Source organism: Kitasatospora sp. NPDC032757 (genome assembly GCF_055579305.1).
Window position 1 is genome coordinate 167,856 of sequence record NZ_JBVINN010000007.1, and the last position, 20,469, is coordinate 188,324.

General features: G+C 76.3%; 4 protein-coding genes (1 of these 4 cut by a window edge). All 4 read right to left on the bottom strand.

Translation table 11 applies throughout. The features are described 5' to 3' along the window. Tightly spaced (each overlapping or abutting the next), the 4 genes in view from ACZ5WK_RS12895 to ACZ5WK_RS12910 form a layout consistent with a single transcriptional unit that may run on beyond the window. Positions 1-1,230 carry a hydroxymethylglutaryl-CoA synthase family protein gene (locus tag ACZ5WK_RS12895; protein WP_331742036.1) on the bottom strand — a complete coding sequence of 410 codons (1,230 nt, stop codon included), beginning with the start codon at positions 1,228-1,230 and terminating at the stop codon, positions 1-3. After that, the gene (locus tag ACZ5WK_RS12900) at positions 1,227-1,514 is read right to left on the bottom strand and encodes a phosphopantetheine-binding protein (protein WP_465547388.1); all 288 of its coding nucleotides are present in this window, start codon (positions 1,512-1,514) and stop codon (positions 1,227-1,229) included. Before ACZ5WK_RS12900 ends, ACZ5WK_RS12895 begins: the two co-directional genes overlap by 4 nt. Then, positions 1,511-2,503 carry an LnmK family bifunctional acyltransferase/decarboxylase gene (locus tag ACZ5WK_RS12905; RefSeq protein ID WP_465547389.1) on the bottom strand — a complete coding sequence of 331 codons (993 nt, stop codon included), beginning with the start codon at positions 2,501-2,503 and terminating at the stop codon, positions 1,511-1,513. The genes ACZ5WK_RS12900 and ACZ5WK_RS12905 overlap by 4 nt, the downstream gene beginning before the upstream one ends. Further along, a protein-coding gene (locus tag ACZ5WK_RS12910) for an SDR family NAD(P)-dependent oxidoreductase (protein ID WP_465547390.1) crosses the window boundary here: on the bottom strand, positions 2,500-20,469 show its 3' portion. 2,766 nt of this gene lie beyond the right edge of the window; 17,970 of the gene's 20,736 nt are visible here — the last part of the coding sequence; its start codon lies beyond the right edge, outside the window; its stop codon occupies positions 2,500-2,502. The genes ACZ5WK_RS12905 and ACZ5WK_RS12910 overlap by 4 nt, the downstream gene beginning before the upstream one ends.

Consider the following 20,469-nt stretch of genomic DNA (forward strand, 5'->3'; position numbering starts at 1 on the left):
TCAGCGCCATGCGTAGCGGCGGTGGTAGTCCTGGACGCCGGTGAGGACCAGCAGTTCGCCCGGCCGGCCGGCGTGGTCGAGGTACTCGGCCCAGTCCTCGGTGTCGACCCGGCGCTCGCGTTCGGGAACGAGGCAGGACCTGGTCTGCTTCAGCAGCCGGGTGTACTCCTCGAAGCCGATGTCGCGACGGGCCGCCAGGCGCTCGCCGATCCGCAGGGCGCCGAGCGTGCGGGCCGACTCCGGGGTGATCACCCCGCTCAGGAACTCCGAGGCGCAGCCGGAGCCGTAGGCGAACAGGCCGACCCGCTCGGGGCGTTCGCAGGGGGCGCTGTCGATGGTGGCGGCGAGCGCGAGGTAGAGCGAGCCGGAGCAGAGGTTGCCGACCACGCTCGGGTAGACCAGGGACGGTGCGACCCTGCGGGCGAAGTCCGCGTCAATCTCGGCGGGCCGGGCGTCGGCGTGCTCCTGCATCATCTTGCGGTGGCCGGCCCGGACCAGCCCGGCGAACGGGGTGTGCATCACCAGGCGGTCGAAGGTGGTCGCGAAGTCGGCGCCCTCCACCCGGTCCGCGTAGTCGGCGAAGCTCTTCGCCAGGCAGTCGAGGTAGGCGAAGAGCGAGCGGTCGGCGTCCGCGATGTCCAGGGTGGGCAGCGGGCGGGCGGAGTCGAGGGTCTCGTAGCTGTGGAGGCCGTAGGCACCCGGGTCGATGGCCATGATCCGGGGCCGGTCGCTCACCAGGACGGCGGCCGCGCCGTGGCCGGTGGCGGCCTCCGCATACGCGGCGTACTCGTCCACCACGGCCACGTCGGTCGCGATCACCAGGGCCTTGGCGCCGGGCGAGCGGCCGGAGGCCAGGTAGCCGGCGGCGAGCTGCACCGCGCCGGTCGCCGCGTAGCAGGCCTGCTTGGCCTCCATCACCCGGCAGGAGCGGGGCAGGCCGAGGTACTCGTGGACGTAGGAGGCCACCGACTTGCTGTAGTCCACCCCGGACTCGGTGGAGGTGACGAGCAGCTCGATGCGCCCGCGCTCGGCCGGGTCCAGCGCGTCGACCAGCGCCTTGGCGGCGTTGACGGCGTTGGTGACCGGGTCCTCGAAGGGCAGGGCGACCGAGCGGCGTTCCATCATCAGGTTGCCGAGCCGGGCGTGGTCCAGGCCGCGGCCGTCGAACAGGTCGGTCAGGGCGATGCCGGCCAGGCCCGCGTAGACGTTGAGCGCCTCGATCCCGATCACGCCCGCACCCCCCGGGCCAGGTGCGCGACGAGACCGTCGATGTCCGGTATCGCGCTGAAGTTCGACATCGGCTCGTCGATGCCCAGGAGCCGGGTGACGCCGATGATGATCTCGACGCGGTCCACCGAGTCGGCGCCCAGCTCCTTCAGGTGCTTGTGCCCGGTGATCTCCCGTGGGTCCAGCGCGGGCAGGATGCCGCGGATCACCTCGTGCAGCGCCTGCTCGGCCCGGGCCCGGGCCGCCTCCTGCGCGGCGCGCCGGGCGCCGTCCTGCTCGCTGTTCACTCTGCCTCCTCAAGGTCCCGCAGCACCCGCTGGGTGCTGACGGCGATCAGGTCCGAGCTGTGCGCGTCGCGGACCACGACGTCGACGAGCTCCTCTGCCGGGTCGGCCACCGCGGCCCGGACGGTGACGGCCATCTCGAACTCGCTGTCCGGTTCGGCGTTGCCGACGTAGCACAGCTGCTGGTCGACCGTCCGGCGCCGAAGGAACGAGCGGTCGCTGCGGCCCAGCGCGCGCCACTGGCGCAGAACCGCCTGGTCGACGAAGGAGAAGTAGGACGCGAAGTAGACGAGTCCGACGCCGTTGAGGTCCCGGGTGATGTCGATGCCGTACCGGGTGGTGAAGCCCTGGGCGACGGTGCGGTACTCCCCCGCCGTGTCCTCCCGGAAGGTCAGCGCGCGCCGGGCGCGGCCGTAGACCGGGCGGGGCGAGTACTCCTCGGGCAGGGCCGGCAGCCGGGTGTGGTGGAAGTCCGGCGGCGAGGCCGGGACCAGGCCCCGGTTGCTGTCGGCGTGCCGGCGGCTGACCCAGCGGTTGAAGTTCTCCACGTGCAGGGTGCCGGGCGCCGGGCCGCGGTGGAAGGCGGCCGGGTCCCAGGGCTCGGGCGGGTCCCCGGCGGCGGCGGTCGAGGAGATCCGGTGGACGGTCAGCACCGACTCGCTGCCGAAGTCGAACGAGCGGGAGAGCACGTCGAGTTCGTCGCCGAAGGTGGGGCTGCGCAGGTGGAACTCCCGGCTGCCGCGCACCCGGTAGTAGAAGAACGCGAGGTAGGCCGGGTCTCCGCCGGCGCCCTTGGCCGCGAGGACGTCGGTGTCGCAGAGCGCGCCGACGGTCTCCCAGGTCCAGTCCCCGACCTGGCCGAGGAAGAGCGAGTTGTGGCCGCACATCGCGGGCGAGACGGTGACCCGGCGGCGGACGGTGCCGGGGTCCAGCACCTGGAAGGGCGCGTGGGCGGGGGCGGGGGCCGGGGTGTGGGCGGGCGTCGGGGTCATCGGGTGGTCTCCGGTCGGCCGGCCGCGTCGATGCCGGCCAGGAAGTCGGCGAGGACCTGGTTGAAGCGCCCCGCGGCGGTGAGGCTGGGGAAGTGTCCGGCGTCCTCGAACTCGTGGAAGCGGACGTCGGGCAGGGTGCCGTGCAGCAGATGACCGGTCTTCAGCGGGACGACCGTGTCGTGGCGGCCGTGCACGATCAGCGCGGGCGCGGTGAGGCCGGGGAGCCCGGGCAGCAGGTTCGTCGCGAGGTCGAACTCGTCGAGGTAGCGCAGCCCGATCCGGGCGTCGAGGCTCTCGCAGCGCAGCAGCAGCTCCTCGTAGCGCCGGCGGTGGCCGGCGATCGGCTTGGTGCCGGGCTGGGCCAGCAGGTGGTCGAAGTCCTCCCGGGCGACGAGGGCCAGGCGGTTCATCTCGCCCTGCCGGTTGCCGATCCGGTAGGACCCGCCGATCAGGGTCAGCGAGGCGACGTCGTGCGGGTGGCGCATCGCGAGGGACATCGCGGGCAGCGCGCCGAAGGAGGCGCCGGCCAGGTGGACGGGGCCCCGGACGTCCAGGGCGTCGAGCGTGCGGCGCAGCAGTTCGGCCAGGCCCTCCACCGACAGGTCGGCGGCGGCCGTCGTGGCGCCGACGCCCGAGTGGTGGACGGAGATGACGCGGTGCCGGTCGGCGAGGGCGGCGAACTGCGGGCCGAAGAAGCCGGCGCCGATGTTGAAGGGGTGCAGCAGGACCAGCGGGCTGCCCCCGCCGGCGGTGAACACCTCGACGTCGCCCTCGCTCAGTGCGACCAGGTGACGCTGCACGTCCGGCTGGTGCTCGCGCAGGACGGCGTGGTTGTCGCTCAGTGGCCGGTGGCCCTCGTCCAGTGCGGCGCGGACGTCGGCCGGGAGGGCCGCGGCCGGGTGGTACGCGGCGGTCGCCGGGTGCGCGGCGGCGCCGGGGCCGTCGGCCGGGACGAGCAGCGGGGCCGGGCCCCCGTCGCGGTGCAGCGCCGCCAGCCGGCGGCCGGCCTCCGCCGCCCGTTCGGCCCCGAGGCCGAGTGGCACGGCCAGCCGGACCAGCGCGGCGCCCGCCGTCGGGCCGGCGGCCAGGTGCGGGGCGGCCCGTACACCGGTGTGCCGGTAGCTCCAGGCCAGCCAGTCGGCCGCCGGGTTGGGCGAGCGGTCGGCCCCGGGCAGCCGGGCCGCGTCGATCAGCACGCAGTGCCCGCCGGCCGCCACCACCGGCAGACCGGCGTCGGCGAGGATCCGCCGCAACTCCCGGACGGCGCCCATCCGTTCGGCCACGGCCGCGGCCGAGCGCTCGCGGTCGGCCAGGGCCGCGGCCATCAGCCGGCGCTGGGCGACGCCCGGCTCCCGGCCGCGCCGCAGCACGTCCTCGTGGAGCAGTTCGGCGAGCCGGCTGTCGTCGGTGGCGACGAGACCGCCGTGGTCGATGCCGAAGTCCTTGGACAGGCCGAGGGTGACGGCGGTGGCCAGGGCGAGGATCTCCTCCGCGACCTCCCACACCTTGCGGCCCCGCTCGCCGTCCTCGTGCTCGGCGACGAAGGCCGCGTTCTCCAGCACGCGCGTCGCGTCCAGGACGAGCGGCACCCCGTGGGCGTCCGCGGCGGCCCGGACCCGGCGCAGGTTGGCCAGCGACAGCGGGAGCCCGCCGAGCGCGTTGGTGCTGGTCTCCACGCAGACGAAGGAGACCGTGCCCGGGTTGGCGGCGAGCGCCCGCTCCAGCGCGTCGGCGTCCACATCCCCCCAGAGCGCCTGTGCCCCGTTCGAGGCGGCGACGGCCGGGACGGCCAGCGGGGCGAAGCCGTGGTCGATCTGGTTCAGCGCCCAGGTCGGGAAGAGCGCGTTCTGCACCACCAGTCCGCGCCGGCCGGGCCAGGCCCGGCAGAGCAGGGCCTCGGCGGACCGGCCCCGCAGGGTCGGCACAACGTAGCGGAAGGGCAGCAGGGCCGCGAGGTCCTCGGCCGGGCCGGGCCGGGCCGCGGTCTGCGCGCGCAGCGCGGCCATGCCCTCGGCGACGTAGGCGGTGTCGAGCTCCGTCCAGGAGTCGGTGACGAGGTCGATGTCGGCCTCGCCGGAGTCCAGCAGGAGGGGGTTGTGGCCGTGGGCGGCCAGGCGCCGCGCCCGTACGGCGACGGCCTCGGTGTCGGGGGCCTCGAGGGGACGGGTCCCGGCGGGAGGGGCCCCGGCGGCGGCGACGGGCTGCGGGGGTGCGGGGCGGGCGGGTGCCGGGGCCGGGGGGCGGGCGGACGCCGGGGTGGGTACCGGAAGCGGGGTGGGCGCGGGGATCCGGGTGGGCACGGGGGCCGGACGGGCGGCCGCCCGGGCTGCCGGGGGGCGGCCCGCCGCGACCTCGGGGTTGGCGATCATCAGGATGAGCTCGCCGACGTCGGTCGGCTCCCCGTCGGCCGGCCGGCACAGGTAGACGGGCAGGTTGACCGGCCGGAACTTGTTCTTGAAGCGGAAGTTCCCCTCCCCTGTGAACACCTCGGCGGAGCGCAGCTCGGCCAGCGCCTGCTCGGCCGCCGGTTCGGCGTTCGGCGAGGAGCAGAGCCGCACGCCCAGGCTCGCCCCAAAGCTGAACATCGTGCAGCCCTCCTCCGCGAGCAGCTCCACGATCCGCACGATCGTGTACTCCAGACCGCCCTTCGGGGTCTGCTCGGAGTAGAACTCCAGGTCCAGCAGGTACCCGTTCTCCGACGGGATCCGGGTGACGATGACCGCGCTGCACAGCTGTCCGGCGGAGTGCGTGAGGAACATCCGGTGCCGCTCGGCGAGCACCCCGCGGCTGATCTCGTCCCGCACGGTGGCCACGTACGGATTGACCATGTCCTTGGTGGCGCACCAGCCGTCGATGAGCCCGGCGATCGCGGTGTCGGTGGCCGGATCGGACCCGACCCGGTACTCGTGCACACCCGCCCCGGGCATCCGCGCGAAGCGCTGCACCATGTAGCGCAGCCGCTGCATCCGGGCGCCCGAGAGGCTGAACTCCTGGATGGACTCCATCCGCTGGACCACACCGAAGGGCGTGGCCGAGTACGCGCGCCCGCCCACCTCCGTCAGCCGCACCATGGAGAGCAGGTTGGGCTTCAGCCCGTGGCGCTCCGCGTGCTCGGTGTACTCGCGGGTCAGTTCCGGGAGGTCCTGCTCCGAGCCGACGTAGCTCCACGCCAGCAGCGAGCCGTCCCGCTGGGAGAAGTTGAAGTAGGCGCTGCGGGCCGAGCCGAGGAATACCAGCGGCGCGATGTCCCGGCCCGGCAGGCCGCCCTCCTTGGCGTGCCGGCGGTCCAGCTCCGCGATCGCTGCGGCGATCTCCGGACGGTCCGCCAGCTCGCGCTTGCGCACCACCACCGGGCCGCCCGCCGCCGGCTCGGCCGCGAGGTCCGGCGCCGGACCGCCGGCCCGGGCCGGGGCCGGCGCGGCGAGCAGGGCGGCCGCTGCGGCGCCGTGCGCCGCGGACAGGTGCCCGGCCAGCGCGCCCACCGTGGGGTGGTCGAACAGCAGGGACTTGCGCTGCGGGCCGAACCGCCGCTCCAGGGCGGCGACGACCCTCAGCATGTCGAAGGAGGTGAAGCCCTGGCCGGCGAAGTCCGCCCCGGGATCGACGGGCCGCTCGACCGTCGCCTCGATGAAGCCGGCGAGTTGATCGTCCGTCAGATCACCTTCGCCGGCGTGAGGTTGTGGCAGGGCGACGCGGGTGGCGGGGGTGACGGGGACGGTACGGGCTGCGGGGGCAGCGGGGACGGCCGAGGTGGCGGGGGCAGCGGGGGCAGCAGGGACGGCCGAGGTGGCGGGGACGGCCGGGAGCGCGGCGATCGCGGCGGCGACACCGGCGCTCAACAGCTCGACGGAGTCCTGCTCGTAGAGCTCGGCCGCCTTGAGGTCCAGGCCGTAGGTCTCGTTGAGCATCCGGGCCAGGTCCATCCGGAAGACCGAGTCCAACCCCAGCTCTCCGAAGGGCTGGTCGGCGGGGAGCTCCGCCTCGGGGATGCCGAGGATGTCGGAGAGCAGCGAGGTGACCGTCCGCCGGATCTCCGGGAGCCCGACGCCGGGCGGCGCGGTGGGCGCCATGGGGGCCACGGGAGCAGAGGGGGCCACGGCAGGTAGGGGGCCGGCAGCAGGGGCCGGTACGGGTTTGCGGGGCGCGGGCTCCGGGCCGGCGGACGCGCCGAGCGAGGGCAGCTTCACCCGCTCGCGGGCGACCGCAGCGGTCGCCGGCGTGCGGCGGACGGCCGGAGCCCGCACGGGCGACGGCGCCGTGGACGAGGACGGTGACGCTTCGATGGTGGCCTCCAGACTCGGGTGCGGTGCGCCGGGGGCGAACCAGTGACGGGCCCCGGCGAAGGGAACACCGGGCAGCGGGGTGCGGCGCGGCAGCGGCCCGGCCCAGAGACGGGCCCAGTCGACCGCCGTGCCCTCCACCCAGGCACGGGCCTGCCCGTCGAGGTCCGCGGGGCTGTCGAGGTCGACGTGGTCGCGGTCCGCGTGGTCGCGGTCCACGGGGCCGGCGGCGTTCTCGTGGTCGCGGACCGCCGGGGCGGACCGGCGCGCGGTGCCGCGGTGGGCACCGGGCGGGCAGGTGCCCCCGGCCGCCGCACGCAGCCCGCGCACCAGTTCCGCGCGGTCGCGCACCACCAGGGCGAGACGCTCGGGCCACTCTTCGCGCCCGGTCTGCAGCGTGCGGGCGACCTCCGCGAGCACGGGCTCACGAAGCTCCAGGTGGTCGGCCAACAGACCGGCGTACTCCTGGAGTTGTGCATCGGTGGGCGCGGACAGCACCACCAGCCGCGGGCTGCCGTCGTCGGCGGCGGCCGGCCGGGGCCGGGGCGACTCCAGGACGACGTGGGCGTTGGTGCCGCCGAAGCCGAACGAGCTCACCCCCGCGCACCGCACGGGCACGCCGTCGGCGCCGGCCGTGCCCTCCCACCGGAGCGGACCGTCGACGATCCGCAGCGGTGTCCCGGCCAGCCGGATGTGCGGGTTGAGCCGCTCCAGGTGCAGGTGGGGCGGGAGTTGGCGGTGCTCAAGGCCGAGCAGGACCTTGATCACCCCCGCGATGCCCGCCGCCGCCTCCAGATGGCCGATGTTGGTCTTCACCGATCCGACCGCGATGTGCGGATGGTCGGGCAGCTCCCGGTCCCGGTCGGCGTAGAGCGTCGCGAGGGCCTGCTTGATGCCCTCGATCTCCACCGGGTCGCCGAGGCTGGTCCCGGTGCCGTGTGCCTCCAGGTACCCCAGTCGGTCGGGATCGGTACCGGCCGCGCGGTGCGCCCGCACCAGGACCCGGGCCTGTGCCTCGGGGTTGGGCGCGGTCAGCGAGCCGGCGCGGCCGCCGTGGCCGACCGCCGACCCGGTGACCACGCCGTAGACGTGGTCACCGTCGGCGAGCGCCCGCTCCAGCGGCTTGAGCAGGACGACCCCGCAGCCCTCGCCCCGCACGTAGCCGTCGGCCCCGGCGTCGAAGGTCTTGCAGCGGCCGTCGGCGCTGAGCATCCCGGACTGCTGGAAGGCGCTGAACAGCGCCGGGCTGAGCAGCACGTTGACCCCGCCGACGAGGGCCTGCTCGCACTCGCCCGCCGCCAGCGCGCCGACCGCCCGGTGGATCGCCACCAGCGAACTGGAGCAGGCGGTGTCCACCGACTCGCTCGGCCCGTGCAGGTCCATCAGGTAGGAGACCCGGTTGGCGAGGACGGCATGCGCGACTCCGGTGGCGCTGTGCGCCTCCACCGTGACGGCCGCCTTTCCGAGCAGGTCGGCGTAGTCGGAGGTCGAGACACCGGCGAACAGGCCGGTCGCGGTGCCCGCGAGGTCGGACGGGCGGTAGCCGGCGTCCCAGACGGCCCGCCAGGCGGTCTCCAGGAACAGCCGCTGCTGCGGGTCCATCAGGGCGGCCTCGCGCGGGGCGATGCCGAAGAAGCGGGCGTCGAACCGGCTCACGTCGGCGAGGAACCCGGCCCGGACGGGGGCCGCCCCCGCGGCCCGGCCGAGCTCGGCACGGTCCGGCGGCACGTCGGTGACCAGGTTTCGGCCGGCCATCAGGTGGTCCCAGAACTGCGCCGTGCCGGCCGAGCCGGGCAGCACCGCCGCCATGCCGACCACCGCCACCGGGAGCGGCCGGCCGCTGGAGGGCTGTAGCGCGGGGGTGGGGGTCGGCGACCCGGAGGTGGCCGTGGGCTGGGAGGTGGCCGTGGGCTCGGCGATGGCCGTGGGCTCGGCGATGGCTGTCGGCTGCGATGCGGCAGCGGGCTCGGCAGCCTGCTCGCCGGCCGGCTGCGGCGGTTCGCCGCGCTCCGGAGCCGGCTGCGGCCCTGCCGGGGCGGGGAGGGGCTGCGGACGGTGGTGAACCGCCACCTCGGCGGCGTGGTGGCGGACCAGGTGGGCCGCGAACGAGGCCAGGTCAGGGCACTCGAAGAGGACGGTCGGCAGCAGGTCCAGGCCGTAGAGCTCGTTCACCTGGTTGATCAGCTCGGTCAGCGTGAGCGAGTCGAACCCGAGCTCCAGCAGCTGGTCGTCCACGTTGACGTCCTCGGGCTCGACCAGGAGGAACCCGGCGGCCATCGCCCGCAGTTCGCGCTCCACCTCCGACGCCGGCACCTCCTCGGGCGTCGGCTCCTGCTCGGGCGTCAGCTGCTGCTCGGGCGTCGGCGAGGCGGCCTCGGGGAGATCCACCTGCGGTTCCTGAGCGGCCTGGGCGGACGGGGCGCTCGGGGCGGACGCGACGGACGCGGCGGACGGCCGCTGGACGACCGTCACCCGGGTCTCCCGGCCGCCCAGGGCCACGTCCAGCGCCCGCAGCCCGTTGGCGGTGCTCATCGGCGCCATGTCCCAGCGGCGCGCGAGCAGCTCCCGGGTGGCGGCGTCCACGCTCATACCGCCGTCCTCCCAGAGCGGCCATGCGATCGACACCGTGTGCCCGGCGCGCAGGCCGGCCGCGTGCCGCTGGGCCCGCTGCTCGGCGAACTCGTCGAGAAAGGCGTTGGCGTAGGCGTAGTCGAGCTGGCCCGGGTTGCCGCTGTAGGCGACCACCGAGGAGTAGAGGGCGAAGAAGTCGAGCGGCTGGCCGAGCGTCGCCTCGTCGAGCGCCAGCACGCCGGCCGTCTTCGGCGCGAGCACGGCATCGAGGTCCGCCCGGCTCTTGGTCACCGCGCGGGCGTCGCGGGTGACCCCGGCCGCGTGCACGACACCGCGCAGCGGGCCGTACTGCGCGACGGCCTCGCCGACCAGCCGGCGCATAACGTCCGCGTCCGCGACGTCGGCGCGCAGGTAGCGGACGGTGCCGGCACCCCGGTCGAGCTCGTCCACCAGGGCCTGGCGTCGGGGGTCCAGTGCGGAGCGGCCCACCAGCAGGACGGTCACCCGCGCGCGGAAGGCCAGCAGCCGGACGGTGTGCAGGCCGAGCGGCCCGGCGCCGCCGGTGACCAGGTAGACGCCGTCCGGGCGCGGCCGCAGCCGGTCGGCGGGCGCGGGCACGTGCTCGAGCAGGCCTCTCACCTGCCGTTCGCCGCCCTGGTAGCGGACCTCGACGGCGGCGCCTGGCCGGCACCCGGCCAGCTCCGCCACCAGCCGGGCGGCCCGCTGCTCGGGCGGCGCCACCGCGTCGGCCCCCTCGAAGGCCACCCGGGCGGCGCCCAGCCGGCTGTGCTCCAGCGCCAGGCTGCGCAGCGCGGCGCCGACGGCCGCGTCGTGCGGCCGGGACGACGGGGTGGGGGCGGTGTACCCGTAGACCACCCGCAGGTCGCGCGGGGCCCCCGGCCGGGCGAGCAGGGCGGTGGTGAGCGCGACCAGGGCGTGGAAGCCACGGTCGAGACCGGCCGTCAGGTCGTCACCGCCGTGGCCGGCCGCGCCCTCGGGGGCGCAGAACACCAGGCCGTCCGGCTCCAGGCCGCGCTCGGCGAGGTCCGCCACGAGCCGCCGGCACTGCTCCCGGTCGGTGAGCGCCAGACGGTAGCCGCCCGTGTCATCGGTTCGGGCGAATTCCGGGGCGGGGGCCAGGGCGACGACCTGCACCCCGTCGGCGGCGAGCCGCCCGGCCAGTGCCCCGGCCGGCCCGGGCTCATCGGCGGCGACCAGCACCACGCGCGGCGCCGGGGCACCGGTCAGCGGCTCCGGCGCGGGCACCGGCTCCCAGACCGGGCGGGCGAACCGCAACAGGGCCGCCTCCTCCGGCCGTTCGGGGGCGCTCTGTATGTCGGGGGCCTGCGGCGCTTCCTCGCCGAGGCCCGGCTGCGGCGCGCCGTCCGTCGTGAGGTCTTCCCCGGCCTCCCCCGCCGCCTCGTCGGCGGGCGGCTCGGCCAGCCAGTAGCGGGCGCGGTCGAAGGGGTACGTCGGGAAGGCGGCGCGACGCGGCCGGGGGCCGGCCCAGAGCGTGCGCCAGTCCACCTCCGCCCCGGTCAGCCAGGCCGCCACCGCCGCCGCCCGGTCCGCGCCGTCCCGCACCGGTGCGGCGGTGCGGGCGGCGGTGCCCGTGTGGACGCCGGGGGCCGGGCGCCCCTCGGCGAAGGCGCGCAGGCCCTCGGCCAGGGCGGGCAGGCTGCCGGCGACCACGGCCAGCCGCTCCGTCAGCTCCCGGCGTCCGGTCTGGCTGGTCCAGGCGAGCGAGCGCAGGGTCGGTGCATCGTCGCCGGCCCCGGTCGCGGCCGCCACGTGGTCCGCGACCCGGCCGGCGAGCACGGCCAGCCGCTCGCGCGTCCGGGCGGACAGCACGAAGACCTCCTCGATCCCGGCGGGCTCGGGGGCGCTCAGCGACTCGGGGGTGCCCAGCGACTCGGGGGCGCTCAGCGGCTCGGGGGCGCCCAGGTACTCCTCCAGCACCAGGTGGACGTTGGCCCCGCCGGCGCCGAACGAGCTCACGCCCGCCCGGCGCGGCTGCGCACCCGCCCGCCCGTCCTGGTCCGCCCGGTCCGCTTGGTACGCCTGGTCCGCCACGGGCCGGGGCCACGGGGCGGCCTCGGTCAGCGGCCGGAACGGCGAGGCGTCGAAGTCGATCCTCGGGTTGAGCCGGTCCAGGTTGGCGCTCGGGTAGAGCAGCCCGTCCCTGAGTTGCAGGAGCACCTTCGTCAGCCCGGCGATCCCGGCCGCGCCCTCCAGATGGCCGATGTTGGCCTTGACCGAGCCGATCGCGACCGGCGGGCCGTCCCAGCCGGTGGCCGAGGGCACGTCGGGCCCGGCGCCGAAGGCCCGGGCGAGCGCGGCCACCTCGATCGGGTCGCCCAGCGCGGTACCGGTGCCGTGGGCCTCCAGGTAGCCGACGGTGCGCGGGTCGACCCCGGCCGCGGCAAGCGTCCCGGCCACGAGGTCGGCCTGCGCATTGGGGTTCGGGACGGTGTAGCCGCTGGTCTTGCCGCCCGCGTTGGCGCGGCTGCCCTTGATGACGGCCCAGATCCGGTCGCCGTCGGCCACTGCGTCCGCCAGCGGCTTGAGCAGGACGGCGCCCACCCCCTCGCCGGGGACGTAACCGTCCGCGTCGGCGTCGAAGGTCCGGCAGGCGTCGCCGCCGGCCAGCATGCCGCGGGCCGACAGGGCGACCAGGTGTGCGGGGTGCAGGATCAGGTTGACGCCGCCGGCGACGGCCATCCGGCACTCGCCCCGGCGCAGGCTCTCGCAGGCCAGGTGAACGGCGGTCAGCGAGGACGAGCAGGCCGAGTCGACCGCGAAGCTGGGCCCGGTCAGGTCGAAGTGGTAGCTGGCCCGGTTGGCCACCGACCAGTACGCCGAGTGCGCGGCCCCGAACTCGCCCCGGGGCCAGCCGGAAGCCGCCGCGAGCTGGCCGTACGAGCCGTACATCAGGCCGACGAAGACGCCGGTCTCCGGGACGCGGGTGTGCGCGCCGAGGTAGCCGGTCTCCTCCAGCAGGTTCCAGCAGGTCTCCAGGAACAGCCGCTCCTGCGGGTCGATCGCGGCCGCCTCGCGCGGCAGGATGCCGAACAGCTGCGGGTCGAACTCGTCCACACCGTCCAGGAATCCGGCCCACCGGCCGTAGCTGCGGTTCGGCCGGCCGCGTCGGGGGTCGAAGTGCTCGCGCCAGTCCCACCGGTCGGCCGGGACCTCGGTGATGTGGGCGGCACCGGCGGCGAGGTTGCGGGCGAAGGTGTCGAGATCCGGGGCGCCCGGGTAGCGGCCGGTGACGCCGACGACGGCGATGTCGAGGGCGCCGTCGCGGGCCTGCTCCTCGCGGGTCTGGTCATGCGGCGTGGACGCCGGGTGGACCGTCGCCGTTCCGGCCGCTGCCTCGACCGGTTCCGCCGCTGAGCCGGCCTCCGGCGCCGGCTGCGCGTCGGCGGGGGCCGCCGTCGCGAGGGGCCCGGGGCCGGCCTCCGTGCGGGTGAGGACGGCCGTCAGCGGCTCGTGTCGGACGGCGAGGAGGTGGGCGGCGAGCCGCTCGATCGTCGCGTGCTCGAACAGCAGGGTCGCCGGGAGCTCGCCGAGGTCGGCGGCGAGCCGTTCGACGATCTCGGCGCCGATCAGCGAGTCGATGCCGAAGGTCTCCAGGGTGTCCCGGTCGGTGAGTTCGTCCTCCTCGCACTTGAGGACCCCGGCGAAGACCCGCTTGAGGTGATCCCGGGCCCGGCGCTCCAGGTCCGCGCCGGCCGGCGCCGCAACCGCCTGCGCCTGCGCAATCGCGTGGACCACGGGCGCCGGAAGCACGGGCGCCGGGGCGCCGGTGAGCGGCATGCCGTGCCCGGCCAGCCGGGTCGGGTCCGCCTTGATGACCAGCGCCTGCCCGGCCCCGCCGGAGAGCACGCGTTCCAGTGCCGAGGCGCCCTCCGCCGGGTCGATGGAGCCGACGCCCAGGGCCGCGAACGAGCGCTGGTGGTGCGCGGTGGCCACGGCACCGACGCTCCCCCAGAAGCCCCAGTTCACCACCGACACCGGGAACGCGCAGCGACTGCGGGCCGACCAGACGCAGGCGTCCTCGAAGGTCGCCGCCGCCGCGTAGTTGGCCTGCCCGGGCGAGGACACGAAGGAGGCCGCGGAGGAGAAGAAGACGCAGAAGTCCGGCTGCTGCCCGTCGAGTGCTTCGACCAGGGCGCTGGCGCCGGCCGCCTTCGGGGCGAACACCCGGGTGAACTCCACCTCCGTCATCCGGGCGAGCGGGACGTCGCGAAGCTCGCCGGCGGCGTGCAGGACGCCGTGCAGCGCGCCGAAGGAGTCGTGGGCCTCGGCCACCGCGGCCCGGACGGCGTCCGGGTCGGTGACGTCGCCGCGGACGTAGCGGACATCGCCGCCCAGCCGGGCGATCTCGGCCGCCCGGGCCGTCACCCGCGGGTCGTCGGCAGGCCGGCGGCCGAGCCAGACCAGCCGGGCGCCGTGGACGGCGGCGAGGTGCCGGCTCACGGCACCGCCCAGGCCGCCCGTCCCGCCGGCGACCAGGTAGACACCGCCCTTGCGCAGACGCGGACCGGCATCCCCGCTGGCGGCCTCCCCGGGTACGGGCGCGGCGAGCGGCTCGAAGCGGCGCAGGTAGCGGTGCTCGCCGCGCAGGGCGACCACGGGGTGTGTGCCGTCCTCGGCGGCGATCCGCCGGGCGGTGCGGGAGGGGTCGGCGGCGAGGACGTCCGGCGTGACGTCCACGCAGTTCACCTGCCAGAGCGGGTGTTCGGCCGCCACCGTGCGGGAGAGCCCGACCAGGCCGGCGCCGTGCGGCCGCACCCGGTCGCCGGAGGTGACCGGCAGGACGCCGTGCACGACGAAGGTCGCGGCGAGCGGGCGGGCCGCCTGGCCCACCCGGAGCAGTTGCTTGAGCAGGTAGAACGCGGCCAGGGTGACCGGGTCCCCGCAGGGTGCGGTGTCGGCGGGCTCCGGGACTGCGCCCGCGCGGCCGGCGAGCACGTAGAGCACGTCGAACGGGCCGGGGACGGGTGCGGCGCCGCCCAGCGGGATGCGGACCACCTCGTCGTCCGGGTGCAGCGCGGCCAGGGCGTCGGCGAGCGGGCCGTCCCCCTCGGCGTGGGCCAGGGCGACCCGCCTGCCGCCCCCGGCCGGCGGCCGCTCGCCCGGTCCGGCGTCCTCGGACCAGCTCGGCCGGCAGACCAGCAGCGGGTAGTCCGGGGCGGCCGCGGAGGCGGGCGCGGCCACCGCTTCCGGCGCGCCCGGAGCGCGCCCGGGGGCCTGCGCGGCGGGCGGGACCGGGGCCGTGACGGATACCCGGGAGGAGGTGACGGACGCCGGGGAGGCGACGCCCGCCCGGGCCGTGACGGACGCCGGGGCGGTGGTCCAGTGGCTGGTCCGCGCGAAGGGGTAAGCGGGCAGCGGCACGTTGCGGCGCGGCCGGTGGGCGTGCACGGCGGCCCAGTCCACGTCGCGGCCCGCCAGGTACTCCTCGGCGAGCCGCCGCAGCCGCTCGCCGTGCCCGTCGGTGGCCGGCCGCCCGCCGGCGAGGAACTCCTCGGCCTGTTCGCGCAGTTCGGCCGTGCTCCGGACCACGAAGGCGGCCCGGGCCGGGAAGTGCGCGCGGGAGAGCGCGAGCGTGCGGGCGGTGTCCTCGAGGTCGTGCTGCTCCGTCAGCCACCCGGCCAGCCCGCGCACCCGGTCGTGCAGGGCGCCGTCCGTGCGCGCCGAGACCGGCAGGACGGCGGCCTGCCCGGACGGGCCGACAGCGGGCGCGGCCTGCGGCGGCGCCTCGGCCAGCACCACGTGCGCGTTGGTCCCGCTGAAGCCGAAGCTGCTCACCGCGCCGACCCGCCGCCCGGACGGGCCCGGGAGCCATGGCACCGCGGCGGTGGCGACCCGGAACGGCCCGCCGTCGAAGTCGATCACGGGGTTGGCCTGTTCGAAGTTGAGCGACGGCGCGATCACCCCGGCCCGGAGCCCGAGCACCACCTTGATGAATCCGGCGATGCCCGACGCCAGGGTGGTGTGCCCGATGTTGGACTTCACCGAGCCCAGGTAGCAGACGCCGGCCTGCCCGGCCCGGTCGCGGAAGACCCGGGTGAGGGCCTTCACCTCGATCGGGTCGCCCAGTACCGTGCCGGTGCCGTGCGCCTCCACGTACCCGACGTCCTCCGGGGCGAGGCCGGCCCGCCGGTGGACGTCCGTCAGGAGCGCGGCCTGGGAGTCGGCGCTGGGCGCCGTGATGCCGTTGGTCCGGCCGTCGCTGTTGGTGCCGGTGGCCTTGATCACCGCGTACACGGTGTCGCCGTCGGCCAGTGCGCGCTCCAGCGGCTTGAGCACCACGGCGCCGACGCCCTCGCCGAGGACGATGCCGTCGGCCGAGGCGTCGAAGGGGGCGCAGCGCCCGGTGGGCGACAGCATGCCGGTGCGGCTGGTCCAGACGTGCATCCGGGGGGTCAGCATCACCGCGACGCCGCCCGCGACGGCGGTGTCGCAGTCGCCGGCGCGGATGGCCGCCACGGCCTGGTGCACGGCCACCAGGGAGGAGGAGCAGGCGGTGTCGATGGCGACGGCCGGGCCGCCGAGGTTGAGGTGGTAGGCGATCCGGGCGGCCAGGATGGAGGGCGAGTTGCCGAGGAACGCCTGCCCGGTGCCGTCCTGGCCGTTCTCCTCCAGCAGCCGCAGGTAGTCGCCCGCGCCGGAGCCGACGAACACCCCGCAGCGGGCCCGTTCGGTGCCGGGCAGCGCGTAGCCCGCGTCCTCCAGGGCCGACCACGCCTCCTGGAGGAAGAGCCGCTGCTGGGGGTCCATCAGCTCGGCTTCCATCGGGGAGAGGTGGAAGAAGGAGGCGTCGAACAGGTCGACGTCGTCGATCAGGGCGGCCCACTTGCTGTAGGTGCGGCCCTCGGCGCGCTGGTCGGGGTCGAAGTGCTCGGCGACGTCCCAGCGTTCGGCGGGGACCTCACGGATGCTGCTGCGGCCGGCGACCAGGTTGGACCAGAAGGTGCTGAGGTCGGGGGCGTCGGGGAAGCGGCCGGACATACCGATCACCGCGATGTCCACCGGCCCCGCCGGCCCGGGCCGGACGGCGGGCAGGGTGACGAGGGCGCTCACGGGCGCGGTCACGGGCGCGCTCACGGGCCGGGCGGCGGACGAGGCGAGGGGCGGGACGGTGGACGGGACGGACGGGACGGACGGGACGGACGGGACGGACGGGACGGACGGGACGGACGGGACGGCAGCGGGGCCGGCCGTGGGTGCGGATGCGCCTGCGGGTGCGGTCCTGCCGGGGACCGGGGCGAGGACCACCTGCCCGGGCTCGGCCGGGGGCCTGGGTGTCTCCTGCGGCGCGCCCTGGGGTGCGTCCTGGGGTGCGTCCTGGGGCCCCGGCGCCCCCGTGGGACGGAGCTGCAGCGGGGGCGGTGAGCCGGCCGACCGGCCCTGCGATGGCCCGTCACCGGACCGGTCGGCCGGGGTCTGTGGGGGAACGGCCTGCCCGGCGGCCTGCGCGGCGGCCGGCGGGGCGGCCGGGCGGACGGCGGCGGCGTGCAGGGCGCGGCCCCGGGCGGACTCGGCGCCGACGAAGTCGGCCAGCCGGTCCAGCGTCGGGTGGTCGTAGACCGCCACCGAGTCCAGGTCGAGGCCGAAGTGCTGGTTGAGGTCGCGGACGATCTCGACCGCCCCGAGCGAGTCGACGCCCATCTCGCTGAAGGTCAGCCGGGGGTCGATCTCGTCCCGGTCGAGGTACAGATGACCGCAGAGCGTCTCCATGACCACGGCGACGACCTCGGCACGGGCACGGTCCGGGCCCTCGGCCTCCGGAGCCGGCACCGGTGCCGTCTCCGGCGTCGCGTCAGGCGCCGGTGCGAGTGTGAGGTGGGGAGCCGGGTCGGGAGCCCGGTCCGGTGGCGGGGCGTCGGCGGGCACCCGGGCGGTGACCGCCGGGGCTGCCGGGGCCGGCGGCGCCGCGCTCGCCGGGTGGGCGTAGCCGCGCACCTTCGCGCTGTGCTCGTGCACGCGGCTCACCGCGTCCCGGCCGAGCACGAGGCGGTGCAGTTCGGCCTCGCGGGCCACCACCGTGCCGAGTTCGGCGAGCGTGCGGCCGGCCAGCTCGCGCTTGAGGGCGCGCACCGGCAGGACGGGCTGGGCGGCGATCGCCCGGGCCAGGTCGAGCGCGGCGGGGAGGACCTCGTCCCGCGGCAGGAAGGTGACCTGCGCCCCGCGCCGTTCCAGCTCGGCGCCGCCGAACGGCCTGCCGGTGTAGAACATCTCGGTGGCCAGCGACCGCCCGAACCGGCGTTCCAGCACGTAGGTGGCGCCCATGCCGGGGGTGAAGCCGTACTTGAGGAAGCTGGCCGCGTACGTCCCCTCGCGTGCCATCAGCACCAGGTCGGCGTGCAGGCCGAACATCAGGCCGCCGCCGGCCGCGTGCCCGGACATCGCGGCGATCACCGGGCGGTCGCAGGAGAGCAGGCCCTCGTAGAGGAAGGGCACGTCGGTGAAGCTGCCCCGGCCGCCGGCCAGGCGCTCCAGGGCCTCGGGCGTGCCGCCCATGCTGAACGCCGGACCGCCGCCCGTCAGCACCACGGCCTTGACGCCCTCGTCCGCGCGCAGCTCGGCGAAGGCCGCCTCCAGGCCGCGCACGGTCTCCTCGGTGAACATGTTGGTGTCGCCGTGCATGACCACCAGGGCGATGCCGGGATCGAGGATCCGCAGTTCGACCGCGGGGCCATCGGCCCCGGGGAGGCCCGTCGGCGCCACCGTCTGATCCCCCGTCCGCTGCTGTGCCGTCCGCTGCTGTGCCGTCCGTTGCTGTGCCGTCCGCTGTCGCACCCTCGGCTGCTCCGTCTCTGCGTCGGCCCTCCCGGCGGCGGCCGGCTCCTGCGGCGCGCCGCGCCACCGGCCCAGCCAGCAGCTCTCCTCCGTGAGGGGGTGCGTGGGCAGCGGGATCCGCCGGCCGGCGGGTCCGCCTTCGGGGCCGTACGCCTCGTGCCAGGGCACCTCGGCGCCCGCCGCCCAGGCGGCGGCCAGCTCCCTCAGGCGCCCCTGCCTCAGGAGCCGCACGCAGGCCTCGGGCGAGGGCGGTGTCGCCGGGCCGGTGCCCGGCTGGTCCGGGGCGCCCGTGACGACATCGGCGCCCTCGGACGGCGCGCCGTCCAGGAAGGCGTCCAGGCCCGCCCGCAGGCGGTCGAGCGCGGTGGCCCGGTCGTCCGCGACGACGGCCAGCCGGTGGGGCCGCGCCGTCCGGCCGACCTGCAGGGTGTACGCCACGTCGGCCGGATCGGGGCCGGTGCCGGCGCCGGGTGCAGGCCGGTCGGCGGCCACCAGTTCGGCGATCCGGCGCAGCGAGCCGTCCGGGGCGAGGGCGGCCGGCGGGAGGTCGCAGGCCAGTTCCTGCCCTATCCGGCGGGCCAGCTCCAACAGGCTGGACGGGTCCAGCCCGAGATCACCCAGCCAGGCGTCCGGGTCGATCTGGTCGGTGCGTACGCCGAGCAGGTCGGCGGCGAGCCCGACCAGCGTCCCGGTGGGCGGATCCCCGGCGGCCGCGCCGGTCCCCCCGGCGTGGCCGGTGTCCAGGTGGGCCCGCAGCAGCCGCGCCTGCGTGTGCAGGGCGGCCCGGTGCGGGGCGGAGAGGACGAAGAGCAGCGGCCCGCCGGGGCCGGGCGCCGGCTCGGCGCGGGCCGGGTGCTCCTCCACCACCAGGTGGGCGCCGGCGCCGCCCGCGCCGAACGCACTGATCCCGGCCCGGCGGGGGCCGCCGTCCGCCGGCCCGGTCCACTCCTGGGCCTCGCGCTGGATGCGCAGCGGCGAGCCGGTGAGGTCGAGGTGCGGGTTGGGTTCGTCCGCGTGCAGTGACGGGACGAGCCGGCCGTGGCGCAGTTGCAGCAGCACCTTGGTCAGGCCGGCGATCCCGGCGGCGCTCTCCAGGTGCCCGATGTTGGACTTCACCGATCCCACCGCGCAGCTGCCGGGCGTCGCCGCGCTGCCGGCGAACGCCTGGCGCAGACCCTCGATCTCCACCGGGTCGCCCAGTGACGTCCCGGTGCCGTGGGCCTCGATGCAGCCGATCGTGCGCGGGTCGACGCCGGAGCGCCGAAGGGCGGTGCGGATCAGCTCGGCCTGCGAGTGCGGGCTCGGGACGGTGAAGCCGCTGGTGCGCCCGCTGTGGTTGACGGCCGACGCGCGGATCACGCCGTGGATGTGGTCGCCGTCGGCAAGCGCCCGGTGCAGCGGCTTGAGCAGGACCGCGCCGACACCCTCCCCCGGCACGTAGCCGGTGGCGCCCGCGCCGAAGCTGCGGCAGCGGCCGTCGTCGGAGAGGAACTGGCCCTGCGCCAGCTGGAGGTACTTCTGCGGGTGGACGGTGACGTTCACCCCGCCCGCCAGGGCGAGGGTGCTCTCGCCCCGGCGCAGGCTCTCGACGGCGAGGTGGATCGCCGTCAGGGAGGACGAGCAGGCCGTGTCCACGGCCAGGCTGGGCCCGGTGAGGCCGAAGGTGTAGGAGACGCGGTTGGGGACGGCGGCGTGCAGGGCGGTCGGTGCCACGCCCTGGTCCTGGAACAGCTGGTAGTGGTTCCACATCACGCCGGCGAAGACGCCGACCGTCTCGCCCGCCAGGGTGGGCGCCGGGCGGCCGGCGTCCTCCAGTGCGCGCCAGCAGATGGTCAGGAAGAGCCGTTCCTGGGGGTCCATCCGCTCGGCGTCGCGCCGGGAGATGCCGAAGAACTCGCGGTCGAAGAGGTCCACGCCGTCGAGGAACCCGCCCCAGCGGCTGTAGGTGGAGCCGGCCCGGCCGCGTTCGGGGGCGAAGTGGGCGCTGTGGTCCCAGCGTTCCTCGGGGACGGGGGTGATGCTGTCCCGGCCCTCGGCGAGGTTCTGCCAGAACACGTCGAGGTCCGGGGCCTGTGGGTAGCGGCCGGCCAGCCCGATTATCGCGACGGCGTCGTCGGTCTCGACGGCGTCCTCGGTCTCGGCGGCGTGCGAGGGCTCGGCCGGCTGCGCGGGCTCTGCGGCCGGGGCATCGGGCCGGTCGTGCGCCCGGGCCGGTGCGCCGGCCGGGGCGGCATCGGCGGCCGAAGTGGCACCGGCGGCGGGGGCGGCATCGGCGGCCGGGGCGGCATCCGCGCCGGCGAACGG

Excerpts from the sequence above, each read along its gene's own strand:
- ACZ5WK_RS12905 (WP_465547389.1), bottom strand. The coding sequence starts at position 2,503 with ATGACCCCGACGCCCGCCCACACCCCGGCCCCCGCCCCCGCCCACGCG.